The organism is Pseudomonas sp. Irchel s3h9 (genome assembly GCF_900187475.1).
In the GTDB taxonomy this organism is placed as follows: domain Bacteria; phylum Pseudomonadota; class Gammaproteobacteria; order Pseudomonadales; family Pseudomonadaceae; genus Aquipseudomonas; species Aquipseudomonas neuropathica.
In genome coordinates this window covers 156,576-172,039 of record NZ_FYDH01000001.1, presented here as the reverse complement: position 1 = coordinate 172,039, position 15,464 = coordinate 156,576, and the positions used below count along the sequence as shown (strand labels likewise).

General features: G+C 60.3%; 13 protein-coding genes. 6 read left to right on the top strand and 7 right to left on the bottom strand.

Annotation, left to right across the window (positions count from 1 at the left end; all coding sequences use genetic code 11):
- The first annotated feature begins 249 nt into the window (after window positions 1-249).
- On the top strand, window positions 250-2,343 hold the full coding sequence (locus CKW26_RS00715; RefSeq protein ID WP_095047132.1) for a TonB-dependent siderophore receptor: 2,094 nt from the start codon (window positions 250-252) through the stop codon (window positions 2,341-2,343).
- 186 nt (window positions 2,344-2,529) lie between these two features.
- On the opposite strand, the gene CKW26_RS00710 is transcribed toward CKW26_RS00715, so the two are convergent.
- The 4 genes from CKW26_RS00710 to CKW26_RS00695 form a co-directional block, all read right to left on the bottom strand.
- Window positions 2,530-2,742 carry a hypothetical protein gene (locus CKW26_RS00710; RefSeq protein ID WP_095047131.1) on the bottom strand — a complete coding sequence of 71 codons (213 nt, stop codon included), beginning with the start codon at window positions 2,740-2,742 and terminating at the stop codon, window positions 2,530-2,532.
- Window positions 2,743-2,988: 246 nt separating this feature from the next.
- The gene (gene aguA / locus CKW26_RS00705; protein WP_095047130.1) at window positions 2,989-4,095 is read right to left on the bottom strand and encodes an agmatine deiminase; all 1,107 of its coding nucleotides are present in this window, start codon (window positions 4,093-4,095) and stop codon (window positions 2,989-2,991) included.
- Window positions 4,096-4,100: 5 nt separating this feature from the next.
- Window positions 4,101-4,979, bottom strand: coding sequence for an N-carbamoylputrescine amidase (gene aguB, locus CKW26_RS00700; protein ID WP_034151905.1), 879 nt, complete (start codon window positions 4,977-4,979; stop codon window positions 4,101-4,103).
- A gap of 210 nt (window positions 4,980-5,189) precedes the next feature.
- Window positions 5,190-8,102, bottom strand: a complete 2,913-nt coding sequence (locus tag CKW26_RS00695) for an aminotransferase (RefSeq protein WP_095047129.1) — start codon at window positions 8,100-8,102, stop codon at window positions 5,190-5,192.
- Between the two features lie 166 nt (window positions 8,103-8,268).
- Between CKW26_RS00695 and rfbC the strand changes: the two genes are divergently transcribed.
- Genes rfbC through CKW26_RS00675 form a run of 4 tightly spaced genes read left to right on the top strand, consistent with a single transcriptional unit; the run spans window position 8,269 to window position 12,499 of the window.
- Window positions 8,269-8,814 carry a dTDP-4-dehydrorhamnose 3,5-epimerase gene (rfbC, locus tag CKW26_RS00690; RefSeq protein WP_095047128.1) on the top strand — a complete coding sequence of 182 codons (546 nt, stop codon included), beginning with the start codon at window positions 8,269-8,271 and terminating at the stop codon, window positions 8,812-8,814.
- 42 nt (window positions 8,815-8,856) lie between these two features.
- Complete coding sequence (locus tag CKW26_RS00685; RefSeq protein ID WP_095047127.1) at window positions 8,857-10,665, top strand: ATP-binding protein; 1,809 nt, start codon at window positions 8,857-8,859, stop codon at window positions 10,663-10,665.
- The gene (locus CKW26_RS00680) at window positions 10,662-12,047 is read left to right on the top strand and encodes a sigma-54 dependent transcriptional regulator (protein ID WP_095047126.1); all 1,386 of its coding nucleotides are present in this window, start codon (window positions 10,662-10,664) and stop codon (window positions 12,045-12,047) included. Before CKW26_RS00685 ends, CKW26_RS00680 begins: the two co-directional genes overlap by 4 nt.
- The gene (locus CKW26_RS00675) at window positions 12,044-12,499 is read left to right on the top strand and encodes a YiiD C-terminal domain-containing protein (RefSeq protein WP_095047125.1); all 456 of its coding nucleotides are present in this window, start codon (window positions 12,044-12,046) and stop codon (window positions 12,497-12,499) included. Before CKW26_RS00680 ends, CKW26_RS00675 begins: the two co-directional genes overlap by 4 nt.
- Before the next feature lie 205 nt (window positions 12,500-12,704).
- Here CKW26_RS00675 and cysQ read toward each other — a convergent pair whose 3' ends face one another.
- Window positions 12,705-13,532: a 3'(2'),5'-bisphosphate nucleotidase CysQ gene (gene cysQ / locus CKW26_RS00670; RefSeq protein WP_095047124.1), complete on the bottom strand. Its 828-nt coding sequence runs from the start codon at window positions 13,530-13,532 to the stop codon at window positions 12,705-12,707.
- Between the two features lie 11 nt (window positions 13,533-13,543).
- Window positions 13,544-14,110, bottom strand: coding sequence for an ADP compounds hydrolase NudE (gene nudE / locus CKW26_RS00665; RefSeq protein ID WP_034151897.1), 567 nt, complete (start codon window positions 14,108-14,110; stop codon window positions 13,544-13,546).
- Window positions 14,111-14,198: 88 nt separating this feature from the next.
- Here nudE and yrfG point away from each other — a divergent pair, with 88 nt between their 5' ends.
- Complete coding sequence (gene yrfG / locus CKW26_RS00660; protein ID WP_095047123.1) at window positions 14,199-14,861, top strand: GMP/IMP nucleotidase; 663 nt, start codon at window positions 14,199-14,201, stop codon at window positions 14,859-14,861.
- A gap of 100 nt (window positions 14,862-14,961) precedes the next feature.
- Here yrfG and lysM read toward each other — a convergent pair whose 3' ends face one another.
- Window positions 14,962-15,402, bottom strand: a complete 441-nt coding sequence (lysM, locus tag CKW26_RS00655) for a peptidoglycan-binding protein LysM (RefSeq protein ID WP_095047122.1) — start codon at window positions 15,400-15,402, stop codon at window positions 14,962-14,964.
- Window positions 15,403-15,464: the final 62 nt, after the last annotated feature.

The following is a 15,464-nucleotide window of genomic DNA, read 5'->3' as shown; positions in this document are numbered from 1 at the left end:
ACTCCGGGAGAAAGTCAGGAAAATCGATGGCGGCAGATTAGTCCTCGCACTCTTGCGGAAAAACGCCGGAATGGCTTTCAGTCTGTTTCATGAATCGGTCGAATGATTCGTTCAGCCAGATTGTGTCGATCAGGACACAAATTGAAACAATCAGCCAAGGGAACTTATAAGGAATAATTAACGGAAGTAAATGCAAAGCATTACCATTCGCGCGATCGAATTCTTCCACCCTTTCGGATGCGCTGTTCAATGCCTGCCCCGTTCCGTCTTACGCCCGCCACCCTTGGGCTTTCTGCTTTTCTGTCCAGCGGTTTTGCCTACTCCGCGACCGAGTTACCCGCCACCGCAATCAGCGCCGAAGCGCAAGCCGATGACCCTCGGGTGAAGCTCAGCAGCACCGCGACTCGGACCTCGACGCCCGTACGTTATGTGCCGCAGGCGATCGATTCGATCAAGACCTCGAACGTCGCCAGCTACGGCACCAATGACATCGGCGACGCGTTGAGCGGCATGCCTAACGTCAGCAGCAGCGCCGACACCCGTTTCGACAGCCTGCGCATCCGCGGCTTCGACGCGAGCAACGATTTCTATCTGGATGGCATCCGCGACGACAGCCAATACAAGCGCGACTTGCACAATATTGAACGCGTCGAAGTGCTCAAAGGCCCGGCCGCCGTACTGTATGGCCGTGGCAGTCAGGGCGGGATCGTCAACCGCGTGAGCAAAATGCCCGAGTTCGGCCGGCGCTCGACTATCGAAGCCCAGGTTGGCAGCGAAGATTTGCGCAGTCTTTACGCCGACCTCAGCAGCGACCCGAGCGAAAACATTAGCCTGCGCCTGAACATGGGCAACATGGATGAAAACAGCTTCCGCGACGGTGTCAGTGGCAATCGCCAGTTGTTCGCGCCGTCGATGAGCTGGCAACTGACGCCGGACCTGAACTGGCTGGTGCAGTACGAATACAGCCGCTACAACCGCACCCCGGATCGCGGCATCCCCGGCATCAACGGGCGCCCGGCCGATGTCGGGCGCGATACGACCTACGGCAACGATCACGATTTCATCGACGACAAGTCGCAATCGCTGCGTTCGAAACTCACTTATGAAATCAATGACAACTGGCAACTGCGCCAGACCCTCGGCGTGTTCAAGCTCGACAGTGATTTCGACAACACCTACCTCACCGGTTACACGCCGGCGACCAACAAGGTCACGCGCCAGCACTGGCAGCAGGATCTGACCACTCGCAACGTCTATAACAACGTTGAACTTGAGGGCGGATTCGATACCTTGGGCCTTGAGCATCGCCTGCTCACTGGCATCGAGATCGGCAGCCAGCGCCGCGACCCGACGCTGTACAACGCGGCCTCTGGCAGAACCCCGGGCGCGCAGCCCGTACCGTCGCTCGACCTGTACAACCCGAACCGTGATCTGCGCCATACCGGCAGCATGCAGGTCTCCAGCAGCAGCCACACCGAAGTCGAAAGCCGTGCGGTATATGTGCAAGATCAACTGCGCTTGAACGATCAATGGCAAGTGCTCGCCGGTCTGCGTTACGACACTTTCGATATCGAGTCGACCAACAAACTGCGCAACATCTCCGAAGACCGCGACAGCCACAGCACCAGCCCGCGCGTCGGCCTGGTCTGGACGCCGCTACAAAACCATTCGTTCTACGCCTCGTGGTCGAAGACGTTTTCGCCGGTGGGCGGTGGCTTGATCGGCATCACTCCGGGTGCGGCCGGCAACACCAACGACCTCAGTCCCGAGCTGACCAAGCAGAAAGAAATCGGCGTGAAAAGCGACTGGTTCGATGACCGCTTGAGCACCACGCTGGCGATCTACGATCTGGAACTCTACAACCGCCGCACCACTGATCCAAACGATCCGACCCTGACGGTGATGTCCGGTCTGCAGCGCTCGCGCGGGATCGAATTGACGGCCACCGGCAATCTCGTCGGCAATTGGTACATGCGCGGTGGCGTCGGTCTGCAGGATGCGAAGATCGAGAAGGACAACAACGGCCTGGAAGGCAAACGCATCAACAACGTTGCCAAGCATAACGGCAGCCTGTTCCTGACCTGGAAACCGGAAATGGGCTGGTACGGCGAAACCGGCCTGACCCTGGTTGGCCAACGCTATGCCGATAACGCCAACACCACCGTGTTGCCGGGTTACGGCCGCTGGGATGCCCTGGTCGGTTACCGCTTCAAGGATTGGGATTTACGCGCGGCGCTGAACAACATCACCGATCGTGAGTACTACGCGTCGGCGACCAGCCAGTATCAGATTCAACCGGGTGCGCCACGTAGCGTCGTAATGACCGGCACCTACAGCTTCTGATTTCACACCAATCCTGTGGAAGCGAGCCTGCTCACGAAAGCGTCGGATCAGTCGGCATCTTCGTTAACTGATCCACCGCTTTCGCGAGCAGGCTCGCTCCCACATTGATTGGGTGTGTACAAAATAGCCGTGCATAAAAAAGCGCCGCCATCCCGGCAGCGCTTTTACCAATCCCTGTTGTGCTTCTTATCCTTCCATCACAGCCCACAATGCTTCCAGTTCGGCCTCGCTGAACAGGCCAGCGGGGTAACGCTCGATCATCATCCGGCGCGGATCAGGTTCCCTGATCTGACGCGTTCCATTGGACTTCAACCAGTGCGCGACAATCTGGAGCGATTCGCCGTTAACGGCCACGGGATGCAACGTCCGCTCGCTGACTACGTTCACTTCGGCGTTCATTTCAGCGCTCTCTCCCCGTTCGTGAGCGGCTACGTTATCCAAGGTTTATGACAGAACTGTTGAAGTTCTCCCCCCTCCCTAGTGCACGGGTGATGAATACAAGAGCTATGCCAATGTTTCTTAGTTGTCGACAAGCGGATACAAAGAAGCCCGCGGTCCTGTCGGGCTGCGGGCCTCAGTTGATGCATAGCGAGCTAATCATTACCCGGCTGATTTGTTAATCAACTCAAGGTGTTACGACTCAACTCACTCTTTGTGCGGCGCGGGTTGCTGTTGGGTAAGGCAATGGATATTGCCGCCACCCAGTAACAGTTCGCGACCCGGCACCATCACCACTTCGTGCTGCGGGAACAGCTTCTGCAGGATTTCCTTGGCCGGCGCGTCCATTGGATCGTCGAAGCTCGGCGCGATGATGCCGCCGTTGACGATCAGGAAGTTCACGTAGGAACCAGCCAGGCGCACAGACGGATTGCGTTCCTGCGTGCCGTCCACCGGGTCGACACCGGCGCACTCTTCTTCAGTCGCGTAAAGCGGCCCCGGAATCGGCATTTTGTGCACCGTGAACGGGCGACCCTTGGCGTCAGTGCTGCTTTGCAGAACTTTCAACGCAGCCTGGCAGCGCGGGTAGTTCGGATCCTGCGGATCGTCGGTCCACGCCAGCAGCACTTCGCCAGGACGCACGTAGCAGCAGAAGTTATCCACATGGCCGTCGGTTTCGTCGTTGAACAGACCGTCCGGCAGCCAGATGATTTTATCCACAGACAGATTGGCGCTCAGTACCGCTTCAATCTCTTCGCGGCCCAGGTGCGGGTTGCGATTGCGGTTGAGCAGGCACTCTTCGGTGGTGATCAGCGTGCCTTCGCCGTCGACGTGAATCGAGCCGCCTTCAAGCACGAAACCTTCAGTGCGGTAACGCGGGCTGCGCTCGATCTCGAGGATCTTGCCGCCGACCTGCGAATCGCGATTCCACGGCGAGTACAGGCCGCCGTCGAAGCCGCCCCAAGCGTTGAAGTCCCAGTTCACACCGCGCACTTCGCCGCTATTGTTGATGACGAAAGTCGGGCCGCTGTCGCGTACCCAAGCGTCATCGCTGGACATCTCGACCACGCGGATATTCGGCACGTCGAGGCGCGCGCGGGCGTTTTCATACTGGCCAGCGGACACGGCCACGGTGACCGGTTCAAAACGCGCGATGGCCTTGGCCACCGCAGCATGTGCAGCTTGCGCCGGTTTGCCGCCCAGACGCCAGTTGTCCGGGCGCTCGGGCCAGATCATCCAGGTCTGCGTTTGCGGCGCCCACTCGGCCGGCATGTGAAAGCCGTCGGCGCGCGGGGTACTTTTCAAAGTTGTCATCGGGATCAGGACTCCAGGGAACCGTCGAGGGTTTTCAACGCGCCGTACAGGTTCGGACGGCGGTCACGGAATGAACCCCACGCGCTGCGAATGTGTTCGAGCTCGTCGAGGTTAAAAGTGTGCACAAGAATACCTTCTTCGGTTTTATTCAGCTCCTGCACTTTTTCGCCGAACTGGTTGGCGATGAACGAAGAGCCGTAGAACGTGATGTCGTAGCCGTCCTGTTCTTCGTTGCCGATGCGATTGCTGGCGATCAGCGGCATCAGGTTGGCGCCGGCATGACCCTGTTGCACGCGCTGCCAGTGATCGCGCGACGAAATGGTCTTGTCGTGCGGCTCGCTGCCGATCGCGGTTGGGTAAAACAGAATCTCCGCGCCTTGCAACGCCATGCTGCGTGCGGCTTCCGGGAACCACTGATCCCAGCAAATGCCCACGCCGATTTTTGCGTAGCGGGTGTTCCACACTTTGAAACCGGTGTCGCCGGGGTTGAAGTAATACTTCTCGTGGTAGCCCGGGCCGTCAGGAATATGGCTTTTACGATAAATCCCGAGGTTGCTGCCGTCGGCGTCGATGATCGCGATGCTGTTGAAACGCGCGCGGCCGGCCAGCTCATAGAAGCTGATCGGCAGCACCACTTGCAGCTCTTTGGCGATTTTCTGGAAATGTTTGATCGCGACGTTTTCTTCCACCGTCGTCGCCAGTTGCAGATAGTCCGGGTTCGGCTTCTGGCAGAAGTACGGCGCCTCGAACAGCTCCTGAATCAGGATGATCTGCGCGCCTTTGGCGGCGGCTTCGCGCACCAGCCTTTCAGCGATTTCGAGGTTGGCTTCCAGATCCCAGGAACAGGCCATCTGAGTGGCGGCAACGGTAACGATACGGCTCATGAATCATCTCCGGGCAAGTGCTTTGACGGTCGACAATTCGACCGAAAAGAAAACGCGCGCACCGGACATGAGATCACCAAGCCGGAGCAATGGCGACTTTATAGCCGATAAATATCGGCTTTAGAAGCTTGTTAAATGCCTTTCGTCTAAATAGATTCAATAAAAGCCGATACAAATCGAACTATTGTCGCACTTCCTGTAGGAGCTGCGTTATAGGCCCTCGGTGAGGACTCGGTCGAGCATGTCGACAAAGAAATCCACACTCTGGCGCGACGTCACCATCGGCGGTTTGATCTTGAGAATGTTCAGATCATCCCCGGTCGGCTGCATGAAAATCCCCAACTCACGCAAGCGATCACACAGCAACACCGTCTCCTCGGTCGCCGGCTCCAGCGTCTCGCGATTGCGGATCAGCTCAAGTCCCAGATAGAACCCGGAACCGTGCACCGCGCCCACCAATGGATGTTTATCGATCAACGCTTCCAGACGCGCCTTGAAGTGGCCACCGACCACCTGCGCGTTCTCCCAGAGCTTTTCTTCTTCCATGACATCGAGTACCGCCATGCCGATCTGACAACTGACCGGACTGCCGCCCGCCGACGAGAAGAAATAGCCCTCGGCCTCCAGCGCCTCGGCAATTTCCCGTCGCGTGATCACCGCGCCCAGCGGTTGACCGTTGCCCATGCCCTTGGCCATGCAGATGATATCCGGCACCACACCCTGCTCTTCAAAGCCCCAGAAGAAGTGGCCCATGCGCCCGTAACCGACCTGCACTTCGTCGGCGATGCACACGCCGCCCTGCGCGCGCACCAGCGCGTATACCTGCTGGAGATATCCCGGCGGCAGCGAGATACCGCCGGCATTGCCATACACCGGCTCGCAGATAAACCCGGCCAATTGGCGCTTCTGCTCGGCGAGTTTTTTCAGGTGATGCTCAACGCTGCGCACGTAATCCGGCGCCGAGTCGAGACCGCGGAACTCCCCGCGATAAGTGTTTGGCGCAGGCACCGGATGCACCCAGTCCGGGCGGCTTTCCAGGGCTTTCGGGTTGTCGGCGATTGACGTCGATACCGCATCGGCGCCGACCGTCCAGCCGTGATAGGCCTCAAGCACGCTGATCATGTCGCGCCCGCCGCTGTAGGCCCAGGCCAGACGAATCGCCAGGTCATTGGCCTCGCTGCCGCTGTTGACCAGAAACACTCGATCCATGCCTTCCGGCGCCAATTTCAGCAAGCGCTCGGAAAACTCCGCCACCGCCGCATAGTTGAATCGCGAGTTGGTGTTGAGCAGCGACCACTGCCGAGCGGCGACCGCGGCCATGCGCGGGTGACCATGACCGAGCACCGCCACGTTGTTGAGCATGTCCAGATAGGAGCGACCCTGCATGTCGATCAGGTGATTGCGCCAGCCGCGTTCAATGCGCGGCGGATCAACGTAGTAGTGTTTCTGCGTGCGAGCGAAACTGGCGTCTCGGCGTTCGAGCAGGGTTTTTGCGTCCAGCTCCGGCTCGGCATCGCAGGCCAGTCCTAACAACGCCGCTGGCGACGGGCACAGGGCCCGCCACGCTGCTGCATGCGCCGGGGTGCAAAACAACGGCGTATCAATCTGCGCGCCCCGGCACAACTGCACCCGTAATGGGCCGCTGACCGCGCCCAGCACCTGGCCTTTGACCAGCGCCACGCCGCTGTGCAGCGAAGGTGTCACGCCCCACAGGCGCACGCTGAGTTGCGGGCCATCCAGTTGCAGCACACCATCTGCTGGCTGATGCACGACGCCAGCGAACGGCGCTTCCACGGCGGTACCATCGGGCACGCGCAATTCCACGTGCAGCGGGAAGGTATCCGGTTCAACGGCGCTGTCGGGACGGGTGCGCGACAAACGGTACTGACCATAACGGCTCGCCGCCAAACCATGCGCCGTCGCCGCTTCGTTCAACAGGTGCTGATCGATGCCGGCCTGCTCCCAGTTGCCGGCCTCGAAATGCGGGCTGAGGACACCGAGATCGATCAGCGCAAACTCGCGCCCGACCAGACCGGGCAGCAAGGGCGCAAACCCTTCGCTGTCGATCGCCGGCAATGCGTGACCGACGGCAGAGAGGATCGCCGCTTCCATCAGTGCCTGTGGCACCGATGTCGCTACGCGGAAGATTTCCCACTCATGGCTTAGGTTGTCACGGCTGTAGGTATTCGCGGGGTCGATGCTGACCTGTTGCTCGCCACTGAGTACCAACACCGCCGCGCGCGCGACGATCAATGGCCACAGCGCCTGCAGCTCTTCATGTTGCAGCGGGTTGACCGCGTGGTAGGCCTGCACGGCCGGCAAGATGACAAACGGATCGCCACCGGCGTGATGCAGCAACGCCGCACAGGTCACCGACAGATCGGTGATGCGCCAGGTGCGCACCAGATCGCCAAAGTCGATCACGCCCTGCAACTGCCAGTGACGCAGGGCATCGCGCGCCCAGACGGCGTTGTCGTCGGTGATGTCCATGTGAATCGCCTGCACCGGTAGCTTGGCCTGCAACGGCTGCAAACGGCGCTCGGCCTGTTCGGCCGCATCGGCAATCACTGAGCGTTGCTGCTCATCCTTGATCACCGGCAGCAGATGGCTGATCAGGGCACTGGCGTGACGGGCATCCCACTGCAACGTGCGCTCAAGGCCCGGGTGATCGAACCCGGCCAGCGCCAGATCCATCTCACCGCAGAGCCGGCCAAACCCCGCCACCACGTCGCGCCCCAAGTGTTCGAGATGCGTGAGCGGCTGGCCCTCGATGTAATCCAGCAGCCGCACATGGACGGCCTCGCCGCCGACCTCGAGTGACAGCAGATCCTCGCCGTTATTAGCCGCGATCACCCGCGGCACCGTCACCGCCGAGTGCTCGGCCAGATACTTGAGCCCGGCATGCTGGGCTTGCAGCTCCACCAGAGCGTAATCGCCACGGCAGATTTTCAGCACGAACCGCCCACGCGGGCTGTCGACGCGGTAATTGAGATCCTGCTGACTGCCAAGAGCCTGCAACGTGCCGCTGAGCCCGTAATGCTCCGCCAGCCATTGCCGGGCCTGCTCGGCAGAAACCTGCGGGCTGGGCAAACTGGCGCGATGAATCAACGTGGCGAGCGGCATGAAACGACCCCTTAAATGTTATTAGGCGCCTATATCGCCATTGCTGGACGGGATCCGCAACCCCCAACCGCGCAAAGGTATACGGGCTATTTGTCTTGCAGCACTCGCACCCTCCGGCACTTCGCGCAAGAATGTTCGCCATTCACACCTGCCTATGGAACTCCCCATGAATGTAATCACCACCGACCTGCCCGGTGTCCTGATCATCGAACCGAAGGTGTTCGGTGACGAGCGCGGCTTTTTCTACGAGAGTTTCAATGCCAAGGCGTTCCAGGATGCTACCGGTCTGGACACGCAATTCGTTCAGGACAACCACTCGCGCTCGCAAAAAGGCGTACTGCGTGGCCTGCATTACCAGCTGCAAAACACTCAGGGCAAACTGGTCCGGGTAACTGTCGGTGAAGTACTGGATGTCGCCGTGGACATTCGCCGCAGCTCGCCGCACTTCGGAAAATCGGTGGCTGTGCGCTTGTCGGCCGAAAACCATCGTCAACTGTGGGTGCCGGAAGGTTTCGCCCATGGTTTCGTGGTACTGAGCGAGTTCGCTGAATTCCTCTACAAGACCACTGACTACTACGACCCAGCGTCCGAGCGCAGCATTCGCTGGGATGACCCCGCGCTGGGCATCGACTGGCAGCTGGACGAAGCGCCGAAGCTGTCCGCCAAGGATCAAGCCGCAGTGCTGCTCAAGGACGCTGACGTCTTCGCCTGAGCCTAGGCATAATGCGCCTGACATCTCAGGCGCATCCGGCTCATGAAACCAACCCTCCCCCGCAGACCCCGCTGGCGCAGCCTCGCGCTGCTGGCCCTGTGTCTGGCGCCGCTGCTGTGGCCGCTGGAACATCTCGCCGAGCGCTATTACCGCAGCGAACTGGCCGGACAGAACCGCCAGACCCTCGATCTGTACGTCGCCAACCTGCTGGGCACCCTGCACCGCTATGAAGTGTTGCCGCAAATTCTCGGCGACCTGCCGGCCTTGCGCGCGGTACTCGGCGCGCCAGACGACGGCGTCAGCCAAGGCAACGCCAATCGCCTGCTGAAGAACATCGCTGCACAGACCGGTGCCGAAGTCATGTACCTGATGGACACCAGCGGGCAGACGCTGGCGGCGTCGAACTGGGACAAACACGATAGTTTCGTCGGCCGCAATTTCTCGTTCCGTCCGTACTTCAGTGAAGCCATGGCCGGACGCCTCGGACGCTTTTTCGGTCTCGGCACGACCTCGGCCAAACGCGGCTACTTCTTCGCTGCCGCCGTGCGCAACGGCGAAAAAATCATCGGCGTGCTGGTGATCAAGGTCGACCTCGACCACACCGAAAGCCTGTGGGGCAAAACTCCGGAACAACTGCTGGTGACCGACCATAACGGCGTGGTCATCCTCACCTCGCGCCCGGAATGGCGCTTCCGTTCGACCCGTAACTTGAGCGACAGCGAACGCTCGGCGATCACCGCCATCCAGCCTTACCCGACCCGCGAGCCGCGCCCCCTGAACCTCAGCCCGACTGCGTGGCTGATCCAGACCCACGACATCGCCGAAACCGGCTGGAGCGTCAGCATCCTCGCCCCGCGCACGCTGATCGACCGTCCAGTGCGCACCGTGGTTGCCATCGGCGGCGCCACGCTGCTGGTGCTGATGCTGTTGCTCGGTCTGATGATGCAGCGCCGTCGGCATTATCTGGAACGCATCGCGTTCGAGGCCAAGGCACGCCGTGAACTGGAAGGCCGCGTGGCGGAACGTACCAGCGACCTCGAAGGCCTCAACCGGCGTTTGAAGGAGGAAGTGCTGGAGCGTGAACAAGCCCAACAGGAACTGGTGCGTGCCCAGGATGACCTGGTCCAGGCCGGCAAGCTGTCGGCGCTGGGGACGATGTCAGCGAGCATCAGCCACGAACTCAATCAGCCGTTGGCAGCGATCCGCAGCTACGCGGAAAACGCCGAAGTGCTGCTCGATCATCAGCGCACCGACGATGCGCGCGGCAACCTCAAACTGATCAGCGAACTGACCGGGCGCATGGCTTCGATCATCGCCCACCTGCGCGCGTTTGCCCGCCGCGATCGCCACGCGCCGGAAAGCGTTGCCCTGCAACCGGCACTCGACGATGCCTTGGCGCTGCTGGCCAAACGGCGGCGGAGCATGGAAGTCGAACTGATTCGCGATCTGCCAGCCGCGACTCTGTGGGTCGAGGCCGGGGAAACGCGCCTGCGTCAGGTGCTTGGCAACCTGCTGGCCAACGCCCTCGACGCCCTCACCGAGAAAGGTCCGCCGCGCAAACTCTGGCTGAGTGCCGAATCCACCGCCGAAGGCGTCAATCTGTACATTCGCGACAACGGCCCGGGCTTTTGCATGGAAGCCCTCGGCCGCGCCAGCGAGCCCTTTTACACCACCAAGACCCGCACTCAAGGCCTTGGCCTGGGGCTGGCCATTTGTGAAACGCTGATGCGCGCCTTCGGCGGTGAACTGTCGTTCGCCAACCACAAGCAAGGTGGCGCCTTGATTACCCTGCGGCTGCGCGCCGGTGCGCCCGGGGTCAGCCTGCAACCGTCCGAGGATCGAAGTGCATGACCATCGACAATCGCATTCAGGTGGTGTTGATCGACGACGATCCGCACCTGCGTCAGGCCCTCGGCCAGACCCTGGACCTGGCCGGCCTGAAAATTCTGCCGCTGTCCGAAGCCAAAGGCCTGGCCGCACAGCTTGAGCGTGACTGGCCGGGTGTGGTGGTCAGCGATATCCGCATGCCGGGCATGGACGGTCTCGAATTGCTCAGCGAACTGCACGCGCAGGATCCCGAACTACCGGTGTTGCTGATCACCGGCCACGGCGATGTGCCGCTGGCAGTGCAGGCCATGCGTGCCGGCGCTTATGACTTTCTTGAAAAACCTTTCGCCAGCGATGCGCTGCTCGACAGCGTGCGCCGCGCCCTGGCCTTGCGCCGACTGGTGCTGGACAACCGTAGCCTGCGGCTGGCCCTCAGCGATCGCAATGAACTGAGCGCGCGGCTGGTCGGCCATTCGACCCCAATGCTGCGCCTGCGCGAGCAGATCGGCGCGCTGGCCGCGACCAAGGCTGACGTGCTGATCCTCGGCGAAACCGGCGCCGGTAAAGAAGTGGTCGCCCGCGCCTTGCACGATTTATCCAGCCGCCGAAACGGCCCGTTCGTCGCGATCAACGCCGGCGCCCTTGCCGAGTCGGTGGTGGAAAGTGAACTGTTCGGTCACGAACCCGGCGCGTTTACCGGCGCGCAAAAACGGCGGATCGGCAAATTCGAATTCGCCAATGGCGGCACATTGTTTCTCGATGAAATCGAGAGCATGAGCATGGATGTGCAGGTGAAGTTGCTGCGCATGCTGCAAGAGCGCGTGGTCGAGCGTCTGGGTGGCAATCAACTGATCCCGCTGGACATCCGCGTCATCGCCGCGACCAAGGAAGACCTGCGTCAGGCCGCTGACCAGGGCCGTTTCCGCGCCGACTTGTATTACCGCCTCAACGTCGCGCCACTGCGCATTCCGCCACTGCGTGAGCGCGGTGAAGATGCGCTGGTGCTGTTCCAGCATTACGCCGATGAAGCCAGCGCCCGCCACGGTTTGCCGCCCCATGAACTGCAACCGGCGCAACGCGCCTTGCTGCTGCGCCACACCTGGCCGGGCAACGTACGCGAACTGCAGAATGCCGCCGAACGTTTCGCCCTCGGCCTGGAACTGGCGCTGGATAACGCTGACGTCGAGGGCGGTGGCAGCACCACGGTCGAAGTCATCAATGGGGGGCTCAGCGAGCAGGTGGAAAATTTCGAGAAATCGCTGATCGCTGCTGAACTGGCGCGCTCCCACAGTTCGGTGCGCAGCCTCGCCGAAGCCTTGGGCATTCCGCGCAAGACCCTGCATGACAAATTGCGCAAGCATGGCCTCAACTTTGGCGATAGCAGCCATGGGGACGAGAACGAATGAGTACAGACAGTCGCTATCTAGAATCGGTCCTGCATCACGATATCCCGCTGACCCGAGACATGGGCCTTAAGGTGCTCGACTGGCATGAACAGCAACTGAGCCTGCATCTGCCACTCGACCCGAACGTCAACCACAAGAGCACGATGTTCGGCGGCAGTCTTTACTGCGGCGCGGTGCTGGCCGGTTGGGGCTGGTTGCATTTGCGTCTGAAAGAGGAAGGAATCACCGACGGGCACATTGTGATTCAGGAAGGGCAGATCAGTTATCCGCTTCCGGTCACCGGGGACGCTACGGCGATTTGCCCGGCGCCTGATGCGAAGGAGTGGAAGAGGTTTCTGGCGATGTATCGGCGTTATGGGCGGGCGCGGTTGACGTTGAACACGCGGATCGTCAATGCGGGTAGCGATGAGGATGCCGTGAGATTTACCGGGCAGTACGTTTTGCACCGGTAAAGATCAAGAGCCCCTCACCCTAACCCTCTCCCCGAGGGAGAGGGAACTGACCGAGGTGTCTTGCGTTATACATCGACCTGAAAGACCGCAGCGATTGTGGATTCAGCAAAGCTCGACCAGGTCGGCGCTACTCTCAAATATCCCGCGATCAGCTCCCTCTCCTGGGGGAGAGGGCTGGGGTGAGGGAGATTTCGGATCAGCCCACTTAACCGCGAGCCAACTCCAACAATCTGGAACGCCAGGCCGCCTTGGCCGGCAATGCCAAAAAGAACTCATTGAGTAGCGATTCCCGCGCCGGGTAACAGAACGCCTCCCCGCGCAGATCCAACACCTCACCGCCTGCACCTTCCAGCACACCTTGAGCCGCCGCCGTGTCCCACTGCGAAGTCGGCGCCAGTCGCGGATAGCAATCCGCCGCGCCTTCAGCCAACAGGCAGAATTTCAGCGAGCTGCCAATATTGGCCAGTTGCAACTCGCCCAGACTCGCACTCAAGCCGGCGAGCAAACGTTCCTGCTCGGGACTCGAATGGCGACGGCTGGCGACCACGGTAAACGCCTCGCCCGGCCCCGGTACATCGCGCACCTGAATCGCAACCGGCGTGCCGCCCTTGTCGCAACGCCAGGCACCGAGGCCTGCGCCGCCAACGTAGAAACGACCATTGGTCGGCATCGACACCACGCCGAACACCACGCGGCCGTTTTCGATCAGCGCAATGTTGACGGTGAACTCTTCGCTGCCGCTGATAAATTCCTTGGTGCCGTCCAACGGGTCGACCAACCACCAGCGCTGCCAGCCGGCGCGCACGCTCTGAGGGATGTTGGCGTCTTCTTCCGACAACACTGGAATGCTCGGGTCCAGCGCCGTCAGCCCGGCGAGGATCAGGTGATGCGCGGCCAGATCCGCCGCCGTCACGGGCGAGTCATCGGACTTGGCCGTGACTTCAACGCCGGCGCGCCAGAATGGCAAAATCGCCTCGCCGGCCTGCAATGCCAGCTCAACGACCGGCGCCATCAACGGGTGGGGAAACGTCATCGATATCTCACTCATGCTGGAAAGAACCCGCGCTCGGTCAGCAGATCGCGGGTCAGATACAGTGCAGCCAATGCACGGCCTTCGGAAAACTGAGGATTGAGCGCCAGCGACGACAGTTCGCGCAGGTTCACTTTGTCGACACGCATCGGCTCAGGCTCGTCGCCTTCCAGACGTTCCTCGTACAAATCAGTCGCCAGGACCACCTGAATCTTCTGGCTCATGTAACCGGGCGACAGCGACAGCTCGGTCAGATGTTCCAGTTGTCGCGCGCCAAAACCGGCCTCTTCCTTGAGCTCACGCTCGGCTGCGGCCAACACATCCTCGCCCGGTTCGATCAGACCTTTGGGCAAGGACAATTCGTATTCGTCGGTGCCGCCACAATACTCTTCGACCAACACCGCGTGCTCGGCATCCAGCATCGCCACGATCATCACCGCGCCGTAGCCCGCACCTTTACCAACCAGACGTTCGTAAGTGCGTTCCACGCCGTTGGAAAAGCGCAGCTTGAGTTCTTCGACGCAAAACAGACGGCTGGTGGCGACGATCTCGCGGGCAAGTACGGTGGGTTTCTGGCGCATGCAAAGCTCCTTGGCGTGAACGCGCTACTATAACGCGGCTTTCCCGATTGTTTATGTCGGATATCTTTCTACCGTTCGAGACGTTGCCATGCCTTCATTACCGTGGTCCGACATCGATACCGTTCTGCTGGACATGGACGGCACGCTGCTGGATCTGCACTTCGACAATCACTTCTGGCTGGAACACCTGCCCCAGCGTTACGCCGAACTGCACGGGGTCAGCCGGGCCATGGCCGAAATGGAATTGCAGCCGTTGTTCGAACGCCATGCCGGCCAGTTGCAGTGGTATTGCCTGGATTTCTGGAGTACCGAACTGAAGTTATCGGTGCGTGAACTGAAGCTGGAAACTGCGCACCTGATTGCCTTGCGGCCAGATGCCGATACCTTTCTGGAAGCGATCAAACGCGCCGGTAAGCGGGTGATCATGATCACCAACGCGCACCGCGATTCGTTGTCGCTGAAGCTGGAGCGAATCGAACTGGCGCCATATTTCGAGCGGTTGATCAGCTCCCACGATTACGGTTTCCCCAAGGAGAATCTGCAGTTCTGGGATGCCTTGCAGGCGGACATCGGCTTTGATCCGGCACGCAGTCTGTTTATCGACGACACCTTGCCGATTCTGCGCAGTGCGCGGGATTTTGGTGTGGCGCATTTGTTGGCGGTGAAGGAGCCGGACAGTCGCAAGGGGCCGAAGGACACGGCGGAGTTTGCGGCGGTTGAGGATTATCGCAGTTTGATTACAGGACTTTGATCTTTGTAGGAGCTGCCGAAGGCTGCGATCTTTTGATCTTGTTTGGAAAAATCAAAATCAAAAGATCGCAGCCTTCGGCTGCTCCTACAAAGGTGTTGTTTTACTCAGGAATACGCAGTGTCTGCCCCGGATAGATTTTGTTCACATCCTTGAGCATCGGTTTGTTGGCATCGAAAATTTTCTGATACTTGTTGGCATCCCCGTACACACGCAGAGAAATCGCGCTGAGGGTGTCACCCGACTTGACCACGACAAATTGTGCAGCAGTGACAACTGGGCCAGTCACGGTGATCTGATCATCAACACTGCCAACCCCGGCAATGTTACCCACCGCCAACAGAATCTTCTCTTTCTCTTCCTGACTCGCGACTTCACCGGTGACGGTCACTTTGTCGCCGTCCACCGTCGCCTGCACATTCGGATTGCCCAGGCCGACCTTGCTGATGTGTTCCTTCAACTGCTCACTGGCATTGGCGTTGCCCGGGGTCAGCAGATCGATCAACTTCTCACCGGCTTCTTTAACAAAACTAAAAAGGCTCATCGTGGTTCTCTCCATGGAATAAAGGTTCAGTCGTCCAAGCCTAGACCACCGCAGACAAACCC

What these genes read in the sequence shown, in the direction of transcription:
- CKW26_RS00715 (WP_095047132.1), top strand. Translation starts at nt 250, where the DNA reads ATGCCTGCCCCGTTCCGTCTTACGCCCGCCACCCTTGGGCTTTCTGCT.
- CKW26_RS00710 (WP_095047131.1), bottom strand. Translation starts at nt 2,742, where the DNA reads ATGAACGCCGAAGTGAACGTAGTCAGCGAGCGGACGTTGCATCCCGTG.
- aguA (WP_095047130.1), bottom strand. Translation starts at nt 4,095, where the DNA reads ATGACAACTTTGAAAAGTACCCCGCGCGCCGACGGCTTTCACATGCCG.
- aguB (WP_034151905.1), bottom strand. Translation starts at nt 4,979, where the DNA reads ATGAGCCGTATCGTTACCGTTGCCGCCACTCAGATGGCCTGTTCCTGG.
- CKW26_RS00695 (WP_095047129.1), bottom strand. Translation starts at nt 8,102, where the DNA reads ATGCCGCTCGCCACGTTGATTCATCGCGCCAGTTTGCCCAGCCCGCAG.
- rfbC (WP_095047128.1), top strand. Translation starts at nt 8,269, where the DNA reads ATGAATGTAATCACCACCGACCTGCCCGGTGTCCTGATCATCGAACCG.
- CKW26_RS00685 (WP_095047127.1), top strand. Translation starts at nt 8,857, where the DNA reads ATGAAACCAACCCTCCCCCGCAGACCCCGCTGGCGCAGCCTCGCGCTG.
- CKW26_RS00680 (WP_095047126.1), top strand. Translation starts at nt 10,662, where the DNA reads ATGACCATCGACAATCGCATTCAGGTGGTGTTGATCGACGACGATCCG.
- CKW26_RS00675 (WP_095047125.1), top strand. Translation starts at nt 12,044, where the DNA reads ATGAGTACAGACAGTCGCTATCTAGAATCGGTCCTGCATCACGATATC.
- cysQ (WP_095047124.1), bottom strand. Translation starts at nt 13,532, where the DNA reads ATGACGTTTCCCCACCCGTTGATGGCGCCGGTCGTTGAGCTGGCATTG.
- nudE (WP_034151897.1), bottom strand. Translation starts at nt 14,110, where the DNA reads ATGCGCCAGAAACCCACCGTACTTGCCCGCGAGATCGTCGCCACCAGC.
- yrfG (WP_095047123.1), top strand. Translation starts at nt 14,199, where the DNA reads ATGCCTTCATTACCGTGGTCCGACATCGATACCGTTCTGCTGGACATG.
- lysM (WP_095047122.1), bottom strand. Translation starts at nt 15,402, where the DNA reads ATGAGCCTTTTTAGTTTTGTTAAAGAAGCCGGTGAGAAGTTGATCGAT.